The following is a 20,082-nucleotide window of genomic DNA, read 5'->3' as shown; positions in this document are numbered from 1 at the left end:
CCGCCCAATCCACCGGCGCCCAATCCACCGGCGCCCAATCCACCGGCGCCCAATCCACCGGCGCCCAATCCACCGGCGCCCAATCCACCGGCGCCCAATCCACCGGCGCCCAACCCACCGGCGCCCAGCCCACCGAGCCCGACGCCGAGCCAGTCGACCACCCCCGCCCGGCGCCCGTCCGGTCCGCGCTGCCGCCGGTGCCCGCCGACGCGTGGGCGCGCTACCCGCGCGGGCCGAAGTACCTGGAAGCGTTGCGCAGCGGGCTGCCGGCGCACGCGGTGTGGCAGGCGCTGCCGTCGGAGGACTGGCCGGCCCGGCTGGCCGAGGCGGCGGCGTCGGTGGCGTCGACCGGGCGCGGCGTGGTGATCGTGGTGCCGGACCACCGGGACGTGGCGCGGGTGTTCGAGGCGTGCAGCGCGCTGATCGAGGGCGTGGTGACGCTGTCGGCGGACCTGGGGCCGTCGGAGCGGTACAAGCGGTGGCTGGCGGTGCGGCGGGGGGTCGCGCGGGTCGTGGTGGGCACGCGGGCCACGGCGTTCGCGCCGGTGGCCGACCCCGGGTTGCTGGTGGTGTGGGACGACGGGGACGACCTGCACACCGAGCCGCGCGCGCCGTACCCGAACGTGCGGGACGTGCTGGTGCAGCGCGCGCACATGACCGGTGCGGCGTTGCTGATCGGCGGGTTCGCCCGCACGGCCGAGGCGCAGCTGCTGGTGGAGACCGGGTGGGCGCACGAGATCGTGGCGTCGCGGGAGACGTTGCGGGCCATCGCGCCGCGGGTGGTGTCGGTCGGCGACAACGACTGGCAGGACGTGAAGGACCCGGCGGCGCGCACGGCGCGGTTGCCGTCCATCGCGTTCGAGGCGGCCCGGTTCGCGCTGGCCGACTCGCCGGTGCTCATCCAGGTGCCGCGCCGGGGGTACGTGCCGGCGCTGGCGTGCGGGCAGTGCCGGGGGCCGGCGCGGTGCCGCAAGTGCGCGGGGCCGCTGGCGTTGCCGGGGGGCACGCACGACGGGCAGCCCAGGCCCGCCTACTGCCGGTGGTGCGCGGCGACGGAGGCCGGGTTCCGGTGCCCGACGTGCGGGTCCCGCCGGTTGCGCGGACAGGTGATCGGGGCCAGGCGCACGGCGGAGGAGCTCGGGCGGGCGTTCCCGGGGTACCCGGTGCGCACGAGCGGTGCGGACGAGGTGCTCGCCACGGTGCCGTCACGGCCGTCGCTGGTGGTGTCCACGCCGGGGGCCGAGCCGGTGGCCGAGGGCGGCTACGGGGCGGTGCTGCTGCTCGACGGGTGGGCGTTGCTGGGCCGGGCCGACCTGCGGGCGTCGGAGGAGGCGCTGCGGCGCTGGATGACGGCCGCGGGACTGGTGCGGCCGGGCAACGGCCGGGTGGTGGTGATCGCGGACTCGGCGTTGACGCCGGTGCAGGCGCTGGTGCGGTGGGACCCGGTGTGGCACGCGTCGACCGAGCTGGCCGCCCGTGCCGAGCTGGGCTTCCCGCCGGCGGTGCGGATGGCGACGGTCGACGGCACACCGGACGCGGTGAACGCGCTGCTGGACGAGCTCAGGCTGCCGCCCAGCGGCGAGGTGCTCGGACCGGTGCCGCTGGGCGACGACGAGACGAAGGAACGCGCGCTCGTGCGGGTCGCGCGTGCCGAGGGGCGGGAGCTGGCCTCGGTGCTCGCGAAGGCGCAGGCGGTGCGGACGGCCCGCAAGGAGCAGGAGCTGGTGCGGATCAAGCTCGACCCGATCGAGGTGCTCTGACCGGTCTGCCGCGGACCGCGGCGGACCGCGGCGGTCAGCCCTCGTGGTAGGAGCGCAGGCCGGCGAGGTGCTCGCGGACGTCCTCGTCGGTCAGCTTCTCGTACTGCAGGTACTCGGACATGTACGCCATCAGGTCGTGCCGCTCCGGGTGCTCCTCGGACGCGATCACGTGCGCGGTCGTGCCCGCGATGCCCGCCGGGAACAGCAGGAACCCGTCCAGGCCCGCCATGGTGTCGAAGGAGGCGTTCTTGGCCTCCCACAGCGCCCAGACGTCCTCCTCGCGGCCGCACTCGGCGAGCAGCAGCGCGGCCAGGCCCATGGCCTCGCTCACGCCCCAGCCCTCGCGGTGCGCGGCGGTCTCCTGGACGAGCAGGTGGCGCAGCAGGTCGGCGTCCTGGGGCCGGTGGTCGCGCAGCAGGAGGCGCAGCGCCTCCTCGCGGTCGGCCTCGTCCAGGTCGGCGGTCGTGAAATCGGTTCGCAAGCGGTCAAGGTCGATCGACACCACCGCACCCTAGGCCTTTCTCAAAAGGTGTTGCCATCCGGCCGGAACGGAGTAGAAGAGTGCGCATGTTGCGAACGGTTGCCGCACTATCGCTCTCCGTCGTGCTGGTCGCGCCCGCACCGGCACTCGCCGCGGGCCCGGCGGACCCCGCCCCGCGGGTGCCAGAACAGGTGGGGTGGGGTGGCGCGGTGTCCAGCGTCGACCCGGACGCCTCCCAGATCGGCGTCGACGTGCTGCGCCGCGGCGGCAACGCCGTGGACGCCGCCGTCGCCACCGCGGCCGCGCTCGGTGTGACCGACCCGTTCTCCGCGGGCATCGGCGGCGGTGGTTTCTTCGTCCACTACGACGCGCGCACCGGCCGGGTGTCCACCTTGGACGGACGTGAGACCGCGCCGCGTGCCGCCACCGACCAGCTCTTCGTCGAGAACGGCGCACCGCTGCCGTTCGCCGAGGCCATGACCAGCGGCCTGTCCGTCGGCGTGCCGGGGACGCCCAAGACCTGGCAGCAGGCGCTGCGCCGGTGGGGCACGCTGAACCTGCGCGAGGCCATGGCGCCCGCGGAGGCGCTGGCCCGGCGCGGGTTCGTCGTCGACCGCACCTTCAACCAGCAGATCACCTCCAACGCGGCGCGGTTCGCCGACTTCACCTCCACGCGCGACCTCTACCTGCCCGGCGGTCAGCCGCCGGCGGTCGGGTCGACGTTCCGCAACCCGCAGCTCGCCGACACCTACCGGGAGCTCGCCCGCACCGAGCTCGCCTCCCTCTACGGCGGCGCGGTCGGCCGTGACCTGGTCAAGGCCGTGCGCCAGCCGCCGGTCGTGCCCGGCTCGACCCGCACCGTCCGCGCCGGCGCCATGGAGCTCTCCGACCTGACCCGCTACCAGGTCGAACGCCGCGACCCCACGCACACGCGCTACCGCGGCCTCGACGTCTACGGCATGGCCGCGCCGTCGTCCGGTGGCACGACCGTCGGTGAGGCGCTGAACATCCTGGAGTCCACGGACCTCGCGAAGGCCTCGGACGTCGAGTACCTGCACCGGTTCATCGAGTCGACCAAGCTCGCGTTCGCCGACCGGCTGCGCTGGGTCGGCGACCCGAAGTTCTCCCGCGTGCCGACCGAGGGCCTGCTCTCGCAGCGGTTCGCCGACTCGCGCGCGTGCCTGATCAAGCCCGACGCCGTGCTGCCCGCACCGCAGCCCGCCGCCGACCCGCGCAACCCCGCCCCGTGCGAGGCCACCGCGGGCCTCGCGGACCTGCGCGACGACGCCGAGCGCACCACGCACCTCACCGTCGCCGACCGCTGGGGCAACGTCGTCGCCTACACCCTCACCATCGAGGCGGAGGGCGGCAGCGGCATCGTCGTGCCCGGCCGCGGGTTCCTGCTGAACAACGAGCTCACCGACTTCGAGTTCGTCGCGCCGACCCCCGGCGTGCCGCACCCGAACCTGCCCGGCCCCGGCAAGCGCCCGCGGTCGTCGATGGCGCCGACCATCGTGCTCGACCACGGCCGCGTCGTGCTCGCCGTCGGCTCGCCCGGTGGTTCGACGATCATCACCACGGTCACGCAGGTCCTGACCGCGCGGCTGGACCGCAAGCTGTCCCTGCTCGACGCCGTCGCCGCCCCGCGCGCCTCGCAGCGCAACGCGGCCGTGACGCCCGCCGAGGCCGCGTTCATCGCGGCCGCACCCGCCCAGGGGCTGCAGGCCATCGGGCACCGGTTCAGCCAGAACGCCGAGATCGGCGCGGCCACGGCGGTCGAACGGGCCGCCGACGGCCGCTGGCGCGCGGTCGCCGAACCGACCCGCCGCGGCGGTGGTGCCGCTCGGGTGGTCAAGGTCGGCTGACCGGCTCCACCCGCGACGGCAGCACCCCGGGACCTACTCCGAGGTGCTGCCGTCGATGCGTTCGCGCAGCAGGTCGGCGTGGCCGTTGTGCTGCGCGTACTCCTCGACGAGGTGCAGGTACAGCCAGCGCAGTGACATCTCGCCCCGGCGCTCGTGGACGAAGACGTGGTCGAGGTCCTTGCCGGCGACCGCCCGGCGGGCCAGCCCCACCTCCTCGACGAGCGCGGCGTGCTCGGCCTCGGCGCGCTCCGGGTCGAGGTCGTCGAACGCGGCGTCCGGGTTGGCCTGCGAGGCGTAGCGGGGGCCCAGGTCCTGGCCGTCGGCCCTGACCCGGCACCAGACGCGTTCGACGTCGGTCAGGTGCCGGATGAGCCCCAGCAGGGTGAGCGTCGAGGGCGGCGCCGACGCCGTGGCCAGCTCGGCCCCGGTGAGGCCCGCGCACTTGGCCAGGAACGTCGCCCGGTGGCGGTCCAGGACCGCCTCCAGCACCGCTCGCTCGGGGCCGAGCACGGGTTCGGCCGGGATCTCGACTTCGGGTGCCGTCCAGGTCATGGAGCCATGATCACCTGAGCGGGTCCGGGTGGAGAACCGAGGTGTCCGCGTCCCGGACCACCGCGGCCGTCCCCTCGCAGCGCTGGTGCATCAGCCTCATGACCTGGAGGTGTCCACCTCCCGGCCGAGTGTCGCCGCCGATCTTCCTACCGCAGGCTGAGGAAGGCTCGATACCGCCAGCCGATGTCCGCTGACCTGGGCGAACGGCACAGTGGACACCATGACGACGACCACCGTGCACCACCGCCCGACCGCCATCGCGGCCCACCTCGACCTCAGGGCGCTGATCCGTCCTGTGCTGACGGCGCTGCGGTTCACCGGCCACCTCCTGGTGGCGCTGGTGGGCGTGATCTTCCTCGGCAGCGCCGCCGAGCACTGACCGCGTTCCTCGTAGACTGACCGCCAGTCCACCACGAGGAGCACCGCGTGACCGTCCAACCCATCCGTCTGTTCGGCGACCCCGTGCTGCGCACCCCCGCCGTCGAGGTCACCGACTTCGACAAGGAACTGCGCACCCTGGTCAAGGACCTGTGGGACTCGATGCAGAACGCGGGCGGAGCAGGGCTCGCCGCGCCGCAGCTCGGTGTGGGACTGCGCGTGTTCACCTACCACTGCGACGGCTTCGCGGGCCACCTCGTCAACCCCACCTGGGAAGTGGTCGGCGAGGAGCTGCAGGAGGGCAACGAGGGCTGCCTGTCCATCCCCGGCATGTCGTGGAACTGCACCCGGCACCTGCACGTCGTGGCCAAGGGCTGGAACATGCACGGTGAGCCGGTCGAGGTCGAGGGCACCGAGACCCTGGCCCGCTGCATCCAGCACGAGACCGACCACCTCGACGGCGTGCTGTTCCTCGACCGCCTCGACGCCGAGACCCGCAAGCAGGCGATGCGGGAGATCCGCCAGGCCGAGTGGTTCGACGGCGCGGTCCCCACCCTGAAGCAGAGCCCGCACCCCTTCTTCGGCAAGGCCAACTGACCATGCGCCTCGTGTTCGCAGGCACGCCCGAGGTGGCACTTCCCTCGCTGCGCGCCTTCATCGACTCCTCCCGCCACGACGTCGTCGCCGTCGTCACCCGCCCGGACGCCCCCGTCGGCCGCGGCCGACGGCTGGAACGCTCCCCGGTCGCCACCCTCGCCGACGAGCACGGCATCGAGGTCCTGACGCCGGCCAAGGCGGGCGACCCCGACTTCCTCGACCGCCTGCGCGCGCTGGAACCCGACCTCTGCCCGGTCGTGGCCTACGGCGCCCTGCTGCCGCAGCGCACCCTCGACGTCCCGCGCCTCGGCTGGGTCAACCTCCACTTCTCCGTGCTGCCCGCCTGGCGCGGTGCCGCCCCGGTGCAGGCCGCCGTGCGCAACGGCGACGACATCACCGGCGCCACCACCTTCCGCATCGTCAAGGAGCTCGACGCGGGCCCCGTCTTCGGCGTGGTGACCGAGAAGGTCAAGCCCCGCGACACCTCCGGCGACCTGCTGGGCCGGCTCTCCGTCTCCGGCGCCCACCTGCTGCTGTCCACAGTGGACGGCATCGAGGACGGCACCCTGCGCGCCGTCGAGCAGCCCGCCGACGGCGTGACGTACGCCCCGAAGATCACCGTCGAGGACGCGCGCCTCGACTTCACCACCCCTGCGGCAGCCCTGGACCGGCTCGCCCGCGCGGTCACACCCGAACCCGGCCCGTGGGCGGAGTTCCGCGGCGAGCGGCTCAAGCTCGGACCCGTCACGCCCGTGGACGACGTCACGCTGCCCGCCGGCGAGATCGTCGTCGAACGCAAGCGGGTGCTCGTTGGCACCGCGACCACCGCCGTGGCACTGGGCGAGGTGCAGGCGCAGGGCAAGAAGCGCATGGCGGCGACCGACTGGGCCCGCGGCGTGCGCATCGAGGCCGGGGAGCGCATCGCATGAGCGCGCGGCGCGGTGTGGTGAGCGGACACGGTGTGGTGAACGGGTGCGGTGCGGGACACCGGACTGCGGAGGCCGCGGGTGGTTCTGCCGCGCGGGTCGAGGCGGCCGGGGTGCGGTCGTCGGCCGTCGTGGGGCTGCGGCGTGTCGGCGTTGCGAGCGAGCGCGGGGCGGATGGTCGTGGTGGGGTGGGCCCGTTGGCACCCGGAAGTGCCGCGGGGTTTGGGTTTGGTGGTGTGTCCGGTCGGTTGTGGGTCGGCACGGAAAGCCGGCGCGGTGGTCGTGCCGGAGCAGGGGAAGTCGAAGTGATGAGGCCCGGACTGATGGAGCGCAGCGCATGACCGGCTACTCGCGAGGAGCGTCCAAGCCGTCGGGGCCGCGCAGGCCGCACCCGCCGCGGCGGCGCACCGGACCGGCGCGGCCGCCGGTGGAGGACCCGGCGCGGCTGGCGGCGCTGGAGACGTTGCGCGCGGTGCGGCAGCGGGACGCGTACGCGAACCTGGTGCTGCCGCAGCTCCTGCGGGAGCGGCGGATCACCGGGCGCGACGCGGCGCTGGCCACCGAGCTCACCTACGGCGCCTCGCGGGCGCGCGGGTTGCTCGACGCCGTCATCGAGGCGTGCTCAGATCGGCCGCTGTCCGAAGTGGACGGGTCGGCGCTCGACGCGTTGCGGCTGGGCGCGTACCAGCTGCTGCGCACGCGCATCCCGTCGCACGCGGCCGTGGCGTCCACCGTCGACCTCGTCCGCGCCGAGCTGGGCTCCGGCATCGCGGGCTTCGTCAACGCCGTGCTGCGCCGGATTGCCGAGCAGGACGAACAGGCGTGGGTCGACGAGCTCGCACCCGACCCGGACACCGACCCGATCGGCAACCTGGCGTTCACGCACGCCCACCCGCGGTGGATCGCGCAGGCCTTCGCCGAGGCGCTGGGCAGCCGCGACGACTCCCTGCGGCGCGCGCTGGAGGCCGATGACGCCCGGCCCGCCGTGCACCTGGTGGCACGCCCCGGCGAGGTGAGCGCCGACGAGCTCGCCGCCATCACCGGCGGCGACGTGGCGCCCTACTCGCCCTACGGCGTGCACCTGGAGCCGGGGGCCGGAGACCCGGCTGACCTCGAACCCGTTCGCGAGCGTCTGGCGAACGTGCAGGACGAGGGCAGCCAGCTCTGCGCACTGGCCCTGACGCGTGCGCCGCTGGAAGGCACCGACGACCGGTGGCTCGACCTGTGTGCCGGCCCGGGAGGGAAGGCAGCGCTGCTCGCGGCACTGGTCGGCCTGGAAGGCGGTGAGCTCATCGCCGTCGAGAAGGCACCCCACCGCGCGGAGCTGGTGCGCAAGATCACCTCAGGCCTGCCGATCACCGTGGAGGTGGCCGACGGCCGCGAGACCGACTTCGTCGAAGGGGCGTTCGACCGCGTGCTCGTCGACGCGCCCTGCACCGGTCTCGGTGCCCTGCGCCGGCGCCCGGAGGCGCGGTGGCGGCGCCAGCCCGCCGACGTCGGCCAGCTCACGAAACTGCAGCGCGAGCTCCTCACCGAGGCGTTGCGGCTGGTGCGTCCTGGCGGAGTCGTGGCTTATGTCGTGTGCTCACCTCATCTCTCGGAGACCGTGGGGGTGGTGGCGGACGTCGCCCGGCGGACCGGAGCGGAACAGCTCGACACCCGGACGCTCTTCCCCGAGATGCCGGATCTCGGGGACGGGCCGCACGTCCAGCTCTGGCCGCACCTGCACGGAACGGACGCGATGTTCTGCGCGGTGCTGCGACGTCCTGTCTGAGCGCTCGGGAACGACGTTAGCGACGGGGTCCGACAGTTCCGGACCCCGTCGACCGGCATGAGGGCGCACCGAGCAGAGGTTCACCGGTTCGAGTGAAAGCCCCCGGCAGGCCGCAGGCCCTCAGCACGTGCAACCGCGCCGGCGAGCCGAACCGGTTGCCCACCGCGCACACCCGGCGCCCGCACCTGCAGCGGCGAGGGGACAGGCCCGGCTGGCCCGCCGCCGGCAGACCGGGCCTCGCCTACCATCGCGGTCGTGACGACACGCGGGTTGCTCGGTCTGGTCGCCTCCGCCTGCGGTGGTGTGGAGTCCTGGTTCCGCACCGGGCTCGCCGAACCGGCGGTCGCACGGGGCTGGCGGCTCGCCATCACGTTCACCCCGGCGGTGGTCCCGTGGTTCGAGGAGGCGGGGGAGCTCGGCAAGCTCCAGGAGCTCACCGACCTGGAGGTCAGGTGGCACCCGCGGCTGCCCGGCCAGCCCAAGCCCTACCCCACGCCCGACGCGTTCGTGTTCGCCCCCGCCAGCGCGAACTCGGTGGCGAAGCTGGCCCTCGGCATCGGCGACAACCAGGCGCTGACCGCGGTGAACGAGGCCATGGGCGTCGAGGGCTGCAAGGTCGTCGTCATGCCGCAGGCCAACGCCGACAAGCGCCGTCACCCGATGTGGGAGACGCACGTCACCACCCTCACGCGAGCGGGTGTCGTGGTCGTCTCAGACGAGCCGCCCGGCAGGTTGCTCGACCTGCTGGACACCTAGACTCCACCCTCGTGGTCCACACGCCGATGATCGCCCCCAGCATCCTGTCCGCCGACTTCGCCCGGCTCGCCGACGAGCTCGCCGCGGTGCCCACGTCGGACTGGATCCACGTCGACGTCATGGACAACCACTTCGTGCCGAACCTGACCCTGGGCCTGCCCGTGGTCAAGTCGCTGCTGAAGGTCACCGACATCCCGGTCGACTGCCACCTGATGATCGAGGACCCGGACCGCTGGGCCATCGGGTACGCCGAGGCGGGCGCCCACAACGTGACCGTCCACGCCGAGGCCGCCGCCGACCCGGTCGCGCTCGCCAAGAACCTCAGGGCCGCCGGCGCCAAGGCCGGTCTGAGCATCAAGCCGGGCACCCCGCTGGAGTCCTACGTCGAGGTGCTCAAGCACTACGACACGCTGCTGGTCATGTCGGTCGAGCCCGGCTTCGGCGGCCAGAAGTTCATGGCGGAGGTCCTCGACAAGGTCAGGACCGCGCGCCGGCTCGTCGACACCGGCCACCTGAAGCTGGTCGTGGAGATCGACGGCGGCATCAACGCCGACACCATCGAGCAGGCCGCGCAGGCCGGTGTGGACTGCTTCGTCGCGGGTTCCGCCGTGTACGACGCCGCCGACCCCGGCAAGGCCGTCGAGGCACTGCGCGCCCAGGCAGCCGGCGTCCGGTGACGCCGGAGGACGCGATGGCGCTCGCCGTCGCGGAGAGCGAGCGGGTGCGGGGCACCACCAGCCCCAACCCGCCCGTGGGTTGCGTCGTGCTCGACGAGCACGGCAAGGCGGTCGGGTTCGGCGGCACGCAACCCGCCGGGGGACCGCACGCCGAGGTGATGGCGCTCAAGGACGCGGGAACCAGGGCGCGCGGTGGCACCGCAGTCGTCACACTCGAACCGTGCGCACACCACGGCCGCACCGGTCCGTGCACGGAAGCGCTGCTGGAGGCGGGCATCAAGCACGTCGTCCACGCCGTCACCGACCCGAACCCGAGGGCCGCGGGCGGTGCGGAACGGCTGCGCGAGGCCGGCGTCACGGTCGAGAGCGGCCTTCTCGCCGACGAGGTCAGCAAGGGCCCGCTGCGCGCGTGGCTGCACTACGCGCGCACGGGCCGTCCGCACGTCACGTGGAAGTACGCGGCATCACTGGACGGCCGGATCGCCGCCCAGGACGGCACCAGCCGCTGGATCAGCTCCGAGACCTCCCGCAAGGAGGTCCACGACCTGCGCGCGAAGCTCGACGCGATCGTCGTCGGCACCACCACGGTCCGCACGGACGACCCCGCGCTGACCGCTCGCGACGCCGACGGAATGTTGTTGCCCCACCAGCCGTTGCCGGTGGTCGTGGGCATGAGCGACCTGCCGGCCGGTGCCGCGCTCCGGCACACCGCGCTGCACCTGCGCACGCACGACCCGGACGAGGTGCTGGGCGTACTGGCGGCGAGGGGTGTGGTGGACGTGCTGCTGGAGGGCGGTCCGACGGTGGCGGGGGCGTTCCTGCGCGCCGGGCGGGTCGACCGCGTGCTCGCCTACGTCGCACCCGCGCTGCTGGGCAGCGGGCCCGCGGCCGTGGTGGACGCGGGCGTGTCGACCATCACGGACGCTGTCCGCCTGACCGTGGAAGACGTCACCATGAGCGGACCAGACTTGCGGATCAGCGCGGTTCCGCAGACTTAGGAGGAGCGGTGTTCACCGGGATCGTCGAGGAACTCGGCCACGTGGTCGCGGTTCAGGACCTGCCAGACGCGGCGCGGATCCGCGTCTCCGGGCCGATCGTCACGAGCGACGCGAAGCACGGCGACTCCATCGCGGTGAACGGCGTGTGCCTCACCGTCGTGGAGGTGGAGAACGGCACGTTCACCGCCGACGTGATGCGCGAGACCCTCGTGCGCAGCAGCCTCGCGAAGGTTGCAGAGGGCGACCGGGTCAACCTGGAGCGCGCGGCCGCCGTCGGCCAGCGCCTCGGTGGCCACATCGTGCAGGGCCACGTCGACGGCACGGGCACGATCCTCGCGCGGGAGAAGGCGGAGCACTGGGAGATCGTCCACATCGGACTGCCGCCCCAGCTCGCCCGCTACGTCGTGGAGAAGGGCTCGATCACGGTCGACGGCGTGTCGCTGACCGTCGTCACGGTCGCCGAGGACGAGTTCACGGTGAGCCTCATCCCCACCACGCTGGAGCTGACCACGCTCGGGCACCGGTCGCCGGGTTCCACCGTGAACCTGGAGGTCGACGTGCTGGCGAAGTACGTTGAACGACTGGCCGTCCCGCACCTGCGGGCCATCGCGGGCGAGGAGACCCAGTGAACACCGACTTCGCTGACATCGAACGGGCGGTCGCCGACGTCAAGGCGGGCCGCCCCGTGGTCGTCGTGGACGACGAGGATCGCGAGAACGAGGGCGACCTGATCTTCGCCGCCGAGAAGGCGACGCCGGAGCTGCTCGCGTTCATGGTCCGCTACACCTCCGGCTACATCTGCGTGCCGCTGACCGAGGAGGACTGCGAACGCCTCGACCTGCCGCCGATGTTCCACACGAACCAGGACGCGCGCGGCACCGCCTACACGGTCACGGTCGACGCGCGTGAGGGCGTCAGCACCGGCATCTCGGCCGCGGACCGCGCCCGCACGATCCGGTTGCTCGCCGACCCGACCTCGAAGGCCACCGACTTCAACCGGCCCGGCCACGTGGTCCCGTTGCGCGCCAAGGCCGGTGGCGTGCTGCGCCGTCCCGGTCACACCGAGGCCGCCGTCGACCTGGCACGCCTGGCCGGGCTCTCTCCCGCGGGCGTGCTCTGCGAGATCGTGTCGCAGAAGGACGAGGGCGACATGGCCCGCCGCGACGAGCTCGAGGTCTTCGCCGCCGACCACGACCTGGCGATCATCACCATCGCGGACCTGATCGCGTACCGACGCCGGGTCGAGACCCAGGTCGTGCGCGCCGCCGAGGCCCGCATCCCGACCGCGCACGGCGTGTTCACCGCCTTCGGCTACGACAGCCTGCTCGACGGCATCGAGCACGTCGCGCTCGTCTACGGCGAGATCGGTGACGGCGAGGACGTGCTGGTGCGCGTGCACTCCGAGTGCCTCACCGGCGACGTGCTCGGCTCGCTGCGCTGCGACTGCGGCCCGCAGCTCGACGCGGCGATGGAGGCCGTGGCCGCACAGGGCCGCGGTGTCGTGTTGTACATGCGCGGGCACGAGGGCCGCGGCATCGGCCTGATGCACAAGCTGCAGGCCTACCAGCTGCAGGACCAGGGTGCGGACACCGTGGACGCGAACCTCGCGCAGGGCCTGCCCGCCGACGCCCGCGACTACGGCACGGGCGCGCAGATCCTCGTGGACCTCGGCATCAAGTCCATGCGGCTGCTGACGAACAACCCGGCCAAGCGCGTCGGGCTGGAGGCCGGATACGGTCTGCGCGTGCTCGACCGGGTGCCGCTGCCGATCTCCCCGAACCCGGAGAACCTGCGGTACCTGCGCACCAAGCGCGACCGGATGGGCCACGAACTGACCCAGCTGGAGCAGTACGAGGCCGTTGTTTCCGCTACGGAGGACCAGGAATGAGCGGCGAGGGCCGTCCTGAGCAGACGAAGCTCGACGGCAGGGGCCTGAGCGTCGCGATCGCGGCGACGCGCTGGCACACGAAGATCACCGACCAGCTCGTCGAGCGCGCCCTCAGGGCCGCCGAGGACGCGGGCTGCGCCGACACGACCGTCGTGCGCGTGGCGGGGGCGATCGAGCTCCCCGTCGTGGTGCAGGAGCTGGCCCGCCACCACGACGCGGTGGTCGCGCTGGGCGTGGTCATCCGCGGCGGCACCCCGCACTTCGAGTACGTGTGCGACTCGGTGACCGACGGGCTCACCCGCGTCGCGCTCGACGAGTCGACGCCGGTGGGCAACGGCGTGCTGACGACGGACACCGAGGAGCAGGCGCTGGCCCGTGCCGGGCTGCCGGACTCGGTGGAGGACAAGGGGTACGAGGCGACCGTGGCGGCGATCGACACCGCGCTGGTGCTGCGCGGCCTGCGCCAGCCCTGGACCGAGCGGGGTTTCGAATGATGACCGCGACCGACGTGGTGCTGCGCCCGAAGAAGATCCGCAAGGTCGCGTGGGCGTGCGCGGTCGGCCTGGTGGTCGTGTTCACCGTGGTCGGTCTGCTGCTGGGCAACACCCCGACCGGCGTGATCTTCCGGACCTCCGACCAGGTCGCCATGATCGTGCTCGGCTTCCTGCTCGCCGGCGGTGTGCTGCTGCTGACCCGGCCGCGGGTCAGGGCCGACGCCACCGGCATCGAGATCCGCAACGTCGTGACGTCGCACCGCTTCGCGTGGGGTGACGTGCTGGCGATCAGCTTCCCCGACGGTGCCGCGTGGGCCCGGCTGGAGCTGCCGGAGGACGAGTACATCTCGATCATGGCCGTGCAGGCCGTGGACCGCGACTACGCCGTCACGTCCGTGCGCGCGTTGCGCGAGCTGCACAAGGCCGGTCGGTAGCGCCCGAGGCGATGAGTTCTGCCGGCTCGGCGAGTCAACCCGGTCGACGTCGGCACAACTCGGAGGAACACGTGGCACAGCTGCTGCGAGTGCAGAACTTCAACGTCACCAGCGACGGGGTCGCCGCCGGTGAGCACCAGAGCTTCGACAACCCGTTCGGCCTGCCCGACGCGGGGAAGCTGTTCGGCTGGGCCGGCGCCACGGCGAGCTGGCCCAACCGCACCGAGCCCGGTGGCAGCCGCGGCCTGGACGACTACCTCACCCGCGACTTCACGAACAACATCGGCGCGGAGATCATGGGCCGCAACAAGTTCGGATACCAGCGCGGACCGTGGACCGACCACGAGTGGCAGGGCTGGTGGGGCGACGAGCCGCCGTTCCACACCCCGGTGTTCGTCCTGACCCACCACGAACGGCCGTCCATCACGCTCTCGGACACCACGTTCCACTTCGTCGGCGGTGACCCGGCGGCGGTGCTGGAGCAGGCGCGGGAGGCCGCACAGGGCAAGGACGTCCGGCTCGGCGGCGGCGTCACGACCATCCGCCGGTTCCTCGACGCGGGTCTCGTCGACACGCTGCACGTCGCCGTGTCCCCGGTGAGCCTGGGGGACGGGCTGCGGCTGTGGGACTCGCCCGACGAGCTGCTCGACCGCTACCACCTGGACGTGGTGCCCAGCCCGAGCGGTGTGGTGCACCACCTGTTCTGGCGCCGCTAACGCCACAGGCCCAGGATCGCTCCGACGAGCCCGAGGCCGATGACGTGGAAGCCCGCCCCGATGGCCACCGAGGCCTTCGGGGCGGGCTTCGTCGTGTCGAACACCCCGCCCACGAACATCACCGGGAACGCGACACCGACACCCACGACCAGGCCGAGCAGCAAGCCCTCCAGCACGTCGTCGGTACCGGACGCGGCGGCGACCATCGCGACCGCCAGCGTCGCGGCGAAACAGGTGGCCAGCGGGATCGTGTAGACGCTGGAGCCGATGCGCTCGGGCGGGGTGAGGTCCCAGCCCAGCGACCGCCGCCAGGCCCTGCCGAAGGCGAACTCGGCGTACCAGATCGCGCCCAGCCCGTAGTACGCGACGGTGGCGACGACGACGGCGAACCAGTTGAGGTCGCCGAGCACGCTCAGGCTCATGTGAGGTCTCCCGCGGGTGTCAGGGTGTCTTGGCATCGCGGGACAGTGGGTACCTGTTACGCGTCGCCGGTCTCCAGCGCATCGGCGTCCTCGAGATTCCGCAGAGTTTGCCAAGCGAGATCAGCGAGGGACTCGCCGGTGCCGACGTTCCACCGGGCAGTGCCTTGGTTCGAGACGGGCCTGTTCTCCCAACCGGCCTGTGCCCACATGAAGGCGATCAGGCCAGACGGCGAGTACTGCTTCCCATCTGCGGCCCAAAGAATCGGCTTGGCGCGGTGGGGAACCCAAGTTGCCCGTCCACGGCGGGGATCCTCCTCCAACCACGCTTTAAGCGCTTCAGTTTCAACGGGGAATGCCGACGACAGGTACAGCATCTCCCCTTCTGTCAATACACCGCGATCGATGAGCACTGAAACGGCGTTCGGGCGGCGCCCGGAGCCGTTCTTCTTCGTGCGGCGGTACCTTGTTTCGACCGTCGCCACCGTCGCCCGGTCGCCGTTCAGAACCTGATCGGTCACGGCATGACAGCGGACGACGTCCGCGCACACAGCGCGGATCTGAGACCTATCGGTGTAGAGTCTGTCGATGGTCGCGATGATCATGGGAACGAGGTCCCTCACGACATCGTCGATCTGAGCCTCTGTGCTGGCATACCAGTCGTTTGCCGTGTCAGGCTCTTGAATTGTGTCGGTGTCCAGTTTGCGGAATACCAGATGTGTCACCAGATAGGTGCCGTGTTCGATGAGAGCTGAAGCGCGACCGACGAACTCGGGTCGAATGGTGTGAAGGCACCTTCGCACCTGGCGGAGTACTCGGACGGAGTTCCAGATCAGATGGGCGGTCGGTTGGGGTCGGAACAGCGTGTCGTAGATGCCTTGCGAACCACGTTCCCACAGGACGTCCATTGTTGTTGCGATCCGCGCCGAGTATTGGCTGTTGGAGTGGAAGCAAGCCAAGGCGCAAGCTGCTTCGACGACAGAACACCCCGTCTCAGGATGTGGCTCCAACTCGCCTCGCCGGACGCCGTACTCAAGGCCGAGTTCGGCTCGCATGTCCTGCATGATCGAGCCCTGTACCGAATCGAGCGTGATGAAGTCCCTGGCTTCTACTCGGTTCTGCCTGTTGGTGGTCTGGGTGGTCCGCGTCGCGAACTCTCTGGACTTACCGGTCACAATGATGCGGACGTTGATCTGTGCAGATCCGGCATCGGGATCCTGAAGAACGGCTTCGACGACCGAACGGACCGTCTGGGCTCCGTTGACAACGCTAGCGTTGTGCATCACCAAGGTCACTGGTAGTGCCTGCGGCGTCCGCATGGACTGGTGTCGTTTCTCCACGGATTCACACAGGATCGTGATCCCGTTGTTGAAATACCAGAAGTGCGCGGGCTCGGTCAAGAGGGTGGTGATGAGTTCATTATTGATCTGGGTGCGCCCGAGGGGGTTGCGGATGTTGAGGTTGAAGAGGTTGGTTCCGTGCTCCACCCAGCTCACGATCTGCTCGGCCAGAACCACGCCCTGGTATGACTCGTAGGGTTCGTTCACGGAGAACCAAGGCGACAGCACAGCTTCGATGTCGACGGGTGCAGGTGCCATGTCGTTGCGGACGGACTCATACACCTCCGCCGACAAGATGATCCTGTGGTCGAGTAGTTCACCATGACGGTTGAAGTCGCGCTCCCCGTTGGCTACGGCGAGTTTGAAACCCTCTGTCACGTCATCCGCGCGCATGAGGACTACGACTTGAGTCACCGGAGCCATGCTCGTGGACATGACGGATTTTGCAAGCTCTGCCAGCTGGCGACCGCGAGGATTGAAAGCAGTGAACTCCTCGTCGTCGATGAGACGCAAACCGTCGAGCAGCTCCTGAACCGCCGAGCGATCGGAGGTTGCTTTCCCGTTCTTGCTCCACTTCGCCTGTACGACGTATACGTGCGGGGCTGCTCCGTCTACGACCGCTATGGCATCGATTCCCTGATCCGCGAACCCGTCGATCACGGTCGCCGCGGCCTCTTGCGGGCTGAAGCCGGTCACCATCCGCACGGCTTGCGCAGCGAGGGCGCGCGACAGCACCCGCGGTCTCCGCTCCTCATCAGGCTTTCCGTCGAGATCGCTGATGTCGAGATACCCCGGCTCGATGTAGGCCTTGATCAGGCCGTTCTCGACCTGACGCACCTGAGTCAGCACCTCGACTGAGCCAGCTGAGTTGGCGCCGATGGACAATGCGATCCCCCCTGATGGGTTTGGAGCTGAGCGCGTACTCCTCCGAAGGGCCGAATCATCTCACGAGCGGCCGATGTCAAACGATTGGTATAGCCCTAATAACGACTGAGGGCCGCTCATCGGACGATGAGCGGCCCTCAGTCGTTTAGTAGCTAGCTGCGGACCATCTTGCGCAGCACGTACTGCATGATGCCACCGTTGCGGTAGTAGTCCGCCTCACCGGGCGTGTCGATGCGGACGACCGCGTCGAACTCCACCTTCGCGCCGTCGGCCTTCGTGGCGGTCACGTGCACCGTCGACGGCGTGGTGCCGTTGTTCAGCTCCGTGATGCCGGTGAAGTCGAACGTCTCGGTGCCGTCGAGGCCCAGCGACGCGGCGGTCTCGCCGGCCGGGAACTGCAGCGGCAGGACGCCCATGCCGATCAGGTTCGAGCGGTGGATGCGCTCGTAGGACTCGGCGATGACGGTGCGGACGCCGAGCAGCGAGGTGCCCTTGGCCGCCCAGTCGCGCGACGAACCGGAGCCGTACTCCTTGCCCGCCAGCACGACCAGCGGGACGCCCGCCTCCGCGTAGGCCACCGACGCGTCGTAGATGGTGGTCTGCGGGGCGTCGGCCTCCAGGAAGTTGCGGGTGAAGCCGCCCTGGACGTCGTCGAGCAGGAGGTTGCGCAGACGGATGTTCGCGAACGTGCCGCGGATCATCACCTCGTGGTTGCCGCGGCGGGAGCCGTAGGAGTTGAAGTCCTTGCGCTCCACGCCGTGCTCGGTCAGGTACTTGCCCGCGGGCGAGTCGGCCTTGATCGAACCGGCGGGGGAGATGTGGTCCGTGGTGACCGAGTCGCCCAGCAGCGCGAGGACGCGGGCGCCCGCGACGTCGGTGACCGGCTTCGGCTCCATCTCCATGCCCTCGAAGTACGGGGGCTTGCGCACGTAGGTGGACTCGGCGTCCCACTCGAACGTGTTGCCGGTCGGCGTGGGCAGCGACTGCCAGCGCTCGTCACCGGAGAACACGTTGGTGTAGCCCTTGGTGAAGCCCTCCGCGGAGATCGAGGTCGAGATGACCTCGGCGATCTCGGCCGGCGACGGCCAGATCTCCGACAGGTACACCGGCTTGCCCTCGGTGTCCGTGCCCAGCGGCTCGGTGGTGATGTCCTTGTCCATCGAACCGGCCAGCGCGTACGCCACGACCAGCGGCGGCGACGCGAGGTAGTTCATCTTGATGTCCGGGTTGATCCGGCCCTCGAAGTTGCGGTTGCCCGACAGCACCGAGACGACCGCGAGGTCGCCCTCCTGCACACCCGCCGAGATCTCGTCCTGCAGCGGGCCCGAGTTGCCGATGCAGGTGGTGCAGCCGTAGCCGACCAGGTGGAAGCCGAGCTTCTCCAGGTACGGCATGAGGCCGGCGCGCTCGTAGTAGTCCATGACGACCTTCGAGCCCGGCGCCAGGGTCGTCTTGACCCACGGCTTGCGCTCGAGGCCGCGCTCGACGGCCTTCTTCGCGAGCAGGGCCGCACCGAGCATCACGGACGGGTTCGAGGTGTTGGTGCACGACGTGATCGCGGCGATCGCGACGGCGCCGTGGTCCAGCTCGAACTCGTTGCCGTCGAGGGAGACCTTGACCGGGTTCGACACCCGGCCGGTGGCGCCCTCCGCGGCGGTGTGGACCACCTTCGGCGTGCCGGAGCCGTTCTCGCCCTCGTGGACGGCGATCGGGTCGCTGGCCGGGAACGTGTCGTCGACGGCCTCGTCCACGCCGGACAGCTCCTGGCCGTCGGTGTGCGCGACGTAGGCGCCCAGTGCCTGGCGGAACGCCTCCTTGGCGGAGGTCAGCTCGATGCGGTCCTGCGGGCGCTTCGGGCCGGCGATGGACGGGACGACCGTCGCCAGGTCGAGCTCCAGCGTCTCGGAGAACACCGGCTCGCGGGACGGGTCGTGCCAGAGGCCCTGCTCCTTGGCGTAGGCCTCGACGAGCGCGATCTGCTCCTCGGACCGGCCGGTCAGGCGCAGGTAGTCGATGGTCTCGCCGTCGATCGGGAAGATGCCGACCGTGGAGCCGAACTCCGGCGACATGTTGCCGATGGTGGCGCGGTTCGCGAGCGGCACCGCGCCGACGCCCTCGCCGTAGAACTCGACGAACTTGCCGACGACGCCCTGCTTGCGCAGCATCTCGGTGATCGTGAGCACGAGGTCGGTGGCGGTGGCGCCGGGGGGCAGCTCACCGGAGAGCTTGAAGCCCACGACCCGCGGGATCAGCATGGAGACCGGCTGGCCGAGCATCGCGGCCTCGGCCTCGATGCCGCCGACGCCCCAGCCCAGCACGCCGATGCCGTTGACCATCGTGGTGTGCGAGTCGGTGCCGACCAGCGTGTCCGGGTACGCCTGGCCGCCCCGGACCATGACGACGCGAGCGAGGTGCTCGATGTTGACCTGGTGGACGATGCCGGTGCCGGGCGGGACGACCTTGAACTCGTCGAACGCGGTCTGGCCCCAGCGCAGGAACTGGTAGCGCTCGCGGTTGCGCTCGTACTCCAGGTCGACGTTCAGCTCGAACGCGTCCGGACGGCCGAAGATGTCGGCGATGACCGAGTGGTCGATCACGAGCTCGGCGGGCGCGAGCGGGTTCACCTTCTCGGCGTCGCCGCCGAGCTGGGTGACGGCCTCGCGCATGGTGGCGAGGTCGACGACGCAGGGGACGCCGGTGAAGTCCTGCATCACGACGCGCGCGGGCGTGAACTGGATCTCGGTGTCGGGCTCCGCGGTGGGGTCCCAGTTGGCGAGAGCGCGCACGTGGTCGGCGGTGATGTTCGCGCCGTCCTCGGTCCGCAGCAGGTTCTCCAGCAGGATCTTCAGGCTGAACGGCAGACGCTCCGCGCCCTCCACGGCGCTCAGCCGGAACACCTCGTACGAGGCGTCGCCGACGTTGAGCGTGCCGCGGGCGCCGAAGCTGTCCAGGCTGTTGGTCACGTGCAACTCCATCTGGTGACAGCGCGGTGGTCAGTTCGGGTACGGGGAGAGTCTTCCTCAACCGGTCGACCACTGCCCCTCGACCCCAAACAGTACGCTTGTCCTGTAATCCGCTTCAACCCAGGTTGTCCTAACTCACCCGCGCGGCGCGGAGGGCGACGCCGCCGTGCCGGCTGTGG

The 20,082-nt window shown here is 71.0% G+C and carries 19 protein-coding genes; 14 read left to right on the top strand and 5 right to left on the bottom strand.

The annotated features are described in order from the left end of the window. On the top strand, positions 1-1,760 hold a 1,760-nt coding region (locus tag ACZ7CF_RS02150), incomplete at its 5' end, for a primosomal protein N' (protein WP_470368596.1). 34 nt (positions 1,761-1,794) lie between these two features. Here the strand turns inward: ACZ7CF_RS02150 and ACZ7CF_RS02145 are convergent. After that, positions 1,795-2,241, bottom strand: coding sequence for a hypothetical protein (locus tag ACZ7CF_RS02145; RefSeq protein WP_360387101.1), 447 nt, complete (start codon positions 2,239-2,241; stop codon positions 1,795-1,797). Positions 2,242-2,327: 86 nt separating this feature from the next. On the opposite strand from ACZ7CF_RS02145, the gene ggt reads away from it, so the two are divergent. After that, the gene (gene ggt / locus ACZ7CF_RS02140) at positions 2,328-4,106 is read left to right on the top strand and encodes a gamma-glutamyltransferase (RefSeq protein WP_360387104.1); all 1,779 of its coding nucleotides are present in this window, start codon (positions 2,328-2,330) and stop codon (positions 4,104-4,106) included. Positions 4,107-4,139: 33 nt separating this feature from the next. Here ggt and ACZ7CF_RS02135 read toward each other — a convergent pair whose 3' ends face one another. Then, positions 4,140-4,658: a DinB family protein gene (locus ACZ7CF_RS02135; protein WP_470368595.1), complete on the bottom strand. Its 519-nt coding sequence runs from the start codon at positions 4,656-4,658 to the stop codon at positions 4,140-4,142. Positions 4,659-4,878: 220 nt separating this feature from the next. Here ACZ7CF_RS02135 and ACZ7CF_RS02130 point away from each other — a divergent pair, with 220 nt between their 5' ends. The 12 genes from ACZ7CF_RS02130 to ACZ7CF_RS02075 all read left to right on the top strand — a co-directional run bounded on the left by ACZ7CF_RS02130 (position 4,879) and on the right by ACZ7CF_RS02075 (position 14,296). Beyond that, positions 4,879-5,037, top strand: coding sequence for a hypothetical protein (locus ACZ7CF_RS02130; RefSeq protein WP_360387109.1), 159 nt, complete (start codon positions 4,879-4,881; stop codon positions 5,035-5,037). Positions 5,038-5,084: 47 nt separating this feature from the next. Then, the gene (def, locus tag ACZ7CF_RS02125; RefSeq protein WP_360387111.1) at positions 5,085-5,633 is read left to right on the top strand and encodes a peptide deformylase; all 549 of its coding nucleotides are present in this window, start codon (positions 5,085-5,087) and stop codon (positions 5,631-5,633) included. A 2-nt stretch (positions 5,634-5,635) separates the two neighbouring features. Continuing rightward, on the top strand, positions 5,636-6,562 hold the full coding sequence (gene fmt / locus ACZ7CF_RS02120) for a methionyl-tRNA formyltransferase (RefSeq protein WP_470368594.1): 927 nt from the start codon (positions 5,636-5,638) through the stop codon (positions 6,560-6,562). 334 nt (positions 6,563-6,896) lie between these two features. Further along, a complete protein-coding gene (locus ACZ7CF_RS02115) occupies positions 6,897-8,333 on the top strand; it encodes an RsmB/NOP family class I SAM-dependent RNA methyltransferase (RefSeq protein ID WP_360387116.1) in 1,437 nt (478 codons plus the stop codon). A 255-nt stretch (positions 8,334-8,588) separates the two neighbouring features. Further along, the gene (locus ACZ7CF_RS02110; protein WP_360387119.1) at positions 8,589-9,089 is read left to right on the top strand and encodes a flavoprotein; all 501 of its coding nucleotides are present in this window, start codon (positions 8,589-8,591) and stop codon (positions 9,087-9,089) included. A gap of 26 nt (positions 9,090-9,115) precedes the next feature. After that, on the top strand, positions 9,116-9,766 hold the full coding sequence (rpe, locus tag ACZ7CF_RS02105; protein ID WP_360388346.1) for a ribulose-phosphate 3-epimerase: 651 nt from the start codon (positions 9,116-9,118) through the stop codon (positions 9,764-9,766). 14 nt (positions 9,767-9,780) lie between these two features. Beyond that, on the top strand, positions 9,781-10,764 hold the full coding sequence (gene ribD / locus ACZ7CF_RS02100; protein WP_470368885.1) for a bifunctional diaminohydroxyphosphoribosylaminopyrimidine deaminase/5-amino-6-(5-phosphoribosylamino)uracil reductase RibD: 984 nt from the start codon (positions 9,781-9,783) through the stop codon (positions 10,762-10,764). 8 nt (positions 10,765-10,772) lie between these two features. Beyond that, the gene (locus tag ACZ7CF_RS02095; protein ID WP_360387122.1) at positions 10,773-11,393 is read left to right on the top strand and encodes a riboflavin synthase; all 621 of its coding nucleotides are present in this window, start codon (positions 10,773-10,775) and stop codon (positions 11,391-11,393) included. After that, entirely contained in the window at positions 11,390-12,652 is a 1,263-nt protein-coding gene (locus ACZ7CF_RS02090; protein WP_360387125.1) for a bifunctional 3,4-dihydroxy-2-butanone-4-phosphate synthase/GTP cyclohydrolase II, read from the top strand. Before ACZ7CF_RS02095 ends, ACZ7CF_RS02090 begins: the two co-directional genes overlap by 4 nt. Further along, entirely contained in the window at positions 12,649-13,146 is a 498-nt protein-coding gene (ribH, locus tag ACZ7CF_RS02085; protein ID WP_360387128.1) for a 6,7-dimethyl-8-ribityllumazine synthase, read from the top strand. The genes ACZ7CF_RS02090 and ribH overlap by 4 nt, the downstream gene beginning before the upstream one ends. Then, a complete protein-coding gene (locus tag ACZ7CF_RS02080) occupies positions 13,143-13,580 on the top strand; it encodes a PH domain-containing protein (RefSeq protein ID WP_458433334.1) in 438 nt (145 codons plus the stop codon). The genes ribH and ACZ7CF_RS02080 overlap by 4 nt, the downstream gene beginning before the upstream one ends. A 71-nt stretch (positions 13,581-13,651) precedes the next feature. Then, positions 13,652-14,296 carry a dihydrofolate reductase family protein gene (locus tag ACZ7CF_RS02075; RefSeq protein ID WP_360387133.1) on the top strand — a complete coding sequence of 215 codons (645 nt, stop codon included), beginning with the start codon at positions 13,652-13,654 and terminating at the stop codon, positions 14,294-14,296. Here ACZ7CF_RS02075 and ACZ7CF_RS02070 read toward each other — a convergent pair. The 3 genes from ACZ7CF_RS02070 to acnA all read right to left on the bottom strand — a co-directional run bounded on the left by ACZ7CF_RS02070 (position 14,293) and on the right by acnA (position 19,903). Continuing rightward, positions 14,293-14,718, bottom strand: coding sequence for a DUF1761 domain-containing protein (locus tag ACZ7CF_RS02070; protein ID WP_360387135.1), 426 nt, complete (start codon positions 14,716-14,718; stop codon positions 14,293-14,295). The two genes, ACZ7CF_RS02075 and ACZ7CF_RS02070, sit on opposite strands and share 4 nt — an antisense overlap. A 56-nt stretch (positions 14,719-14,774) precedes the next feature. Continuing rightward, positions 14,775-16,892, bottom strand: a complete 2,118-nt coding sequence (locus ACZ7CF_RS02065; RefSeq protein WP_470368593.1) for an AIPR family protein — start codon at positions 16,890-16,892, stop codon at positions 14,775-14,777. 200 nt (positions 16,893-17,092) lie between these two features. After that, on the bottom strand, positions 17,093-19,903 hold the full coding sequence (gene acnA, locus ACZ7CF_RS02060) for an aconitate hydratase AcnA (protein ID WP_360387138.1): 2,811 nt from the start codon (positions 19,901-19,903) through the stop codon (positions 17,093-17,095). Positions 19,904-20,082 lie beyond the last annotated feature (179 nt).

The sequence above is a fragment of the Lentzea sp. NPDC036955 genome (assembly GCF_055608005.1).
Note: the sequence above shows the minus strand (reverse complement) of the source record. Positions and strands in the feature narration are given on the sequence as shown.

What these genes read in the sequence shown, in the direction of transcription:
- ggt (WP_360387104.1), top strand. Translation starts at nt 2,328, where the DNA reads ATGTTGCGAACGGTTGCCGCACTATCGCTCTCCGTCGTGCTGGTCGCG.
- ACZ7CF_RS02135 (WP_470368595.1), bottom strand. Translation starts at nt 4,658, where the DNA reads ATGACCTGGACGGCACCCGAAGTCGAGATCCCGGCCGAACCCGTGCTC.
- ACZ7CF_RS02130 (WP_360387109.1), top strand. Translation starts at nt 4,879, where the DNA reads ATGACGACGACCACCGTGCACCACCGCCCGACCGCCATCGCGGCCCAC.
- fmt (WP_470368594.1), top strand. Translation starts at nt 5,636, where the DNA reads ATGCGCCTCGTGTTCGCAGGCACGCCCGAGGTGGCACTTCCCTCGCTG.
- ACZ7CF_RS02115 (WP_360387116.1), top strand. Translation starts at nt 6,897, where the DNA reads ATGACCGGCTACTCGCGAGGAGCGTCCAAGCCGTCGGGGCCGCGCAGG.
- rpe (WP_360388346.1), top strand. Translation starts at nt 9,116, where the DNA reads ATGATCGCCCCCAGCATCCTGTCCGCCGACTTCGCCCGGCTCGCCGAC.
- ribD (WP_470368885.1), top strand. Translation starts at nt 9,781, where the DNA reads ATGGCGCTCGCCGTCGCGGAGAGCGAGCGGGTGCGGGGCACCACCAGC.
- ribH (WP_360387128.1), top strand. Translation starts at nt 12,649, where the DNA reads ATGAGCGGCGAGGGCCGTCCTGAGCAGACGAAGCTCGACGGCAGGGGC.
- ACZ7CF_RS02080 (WP_458433334.1), top strand. Translation starts at nt 13,143, where the DNA reads ATGATGACCGCGACCGACGTGGTGCTGCGCCCGAAGAAGATCCGCAAG.
- ACZ7CF_RS02070 (WP_360387135.1), bottom strand. Translation starts at nt 14,718, where the DNA reads ATGAGCCTGAGCGTGCTCGGCGACCTCAACTGGTTCGCCGTCGTCGTC.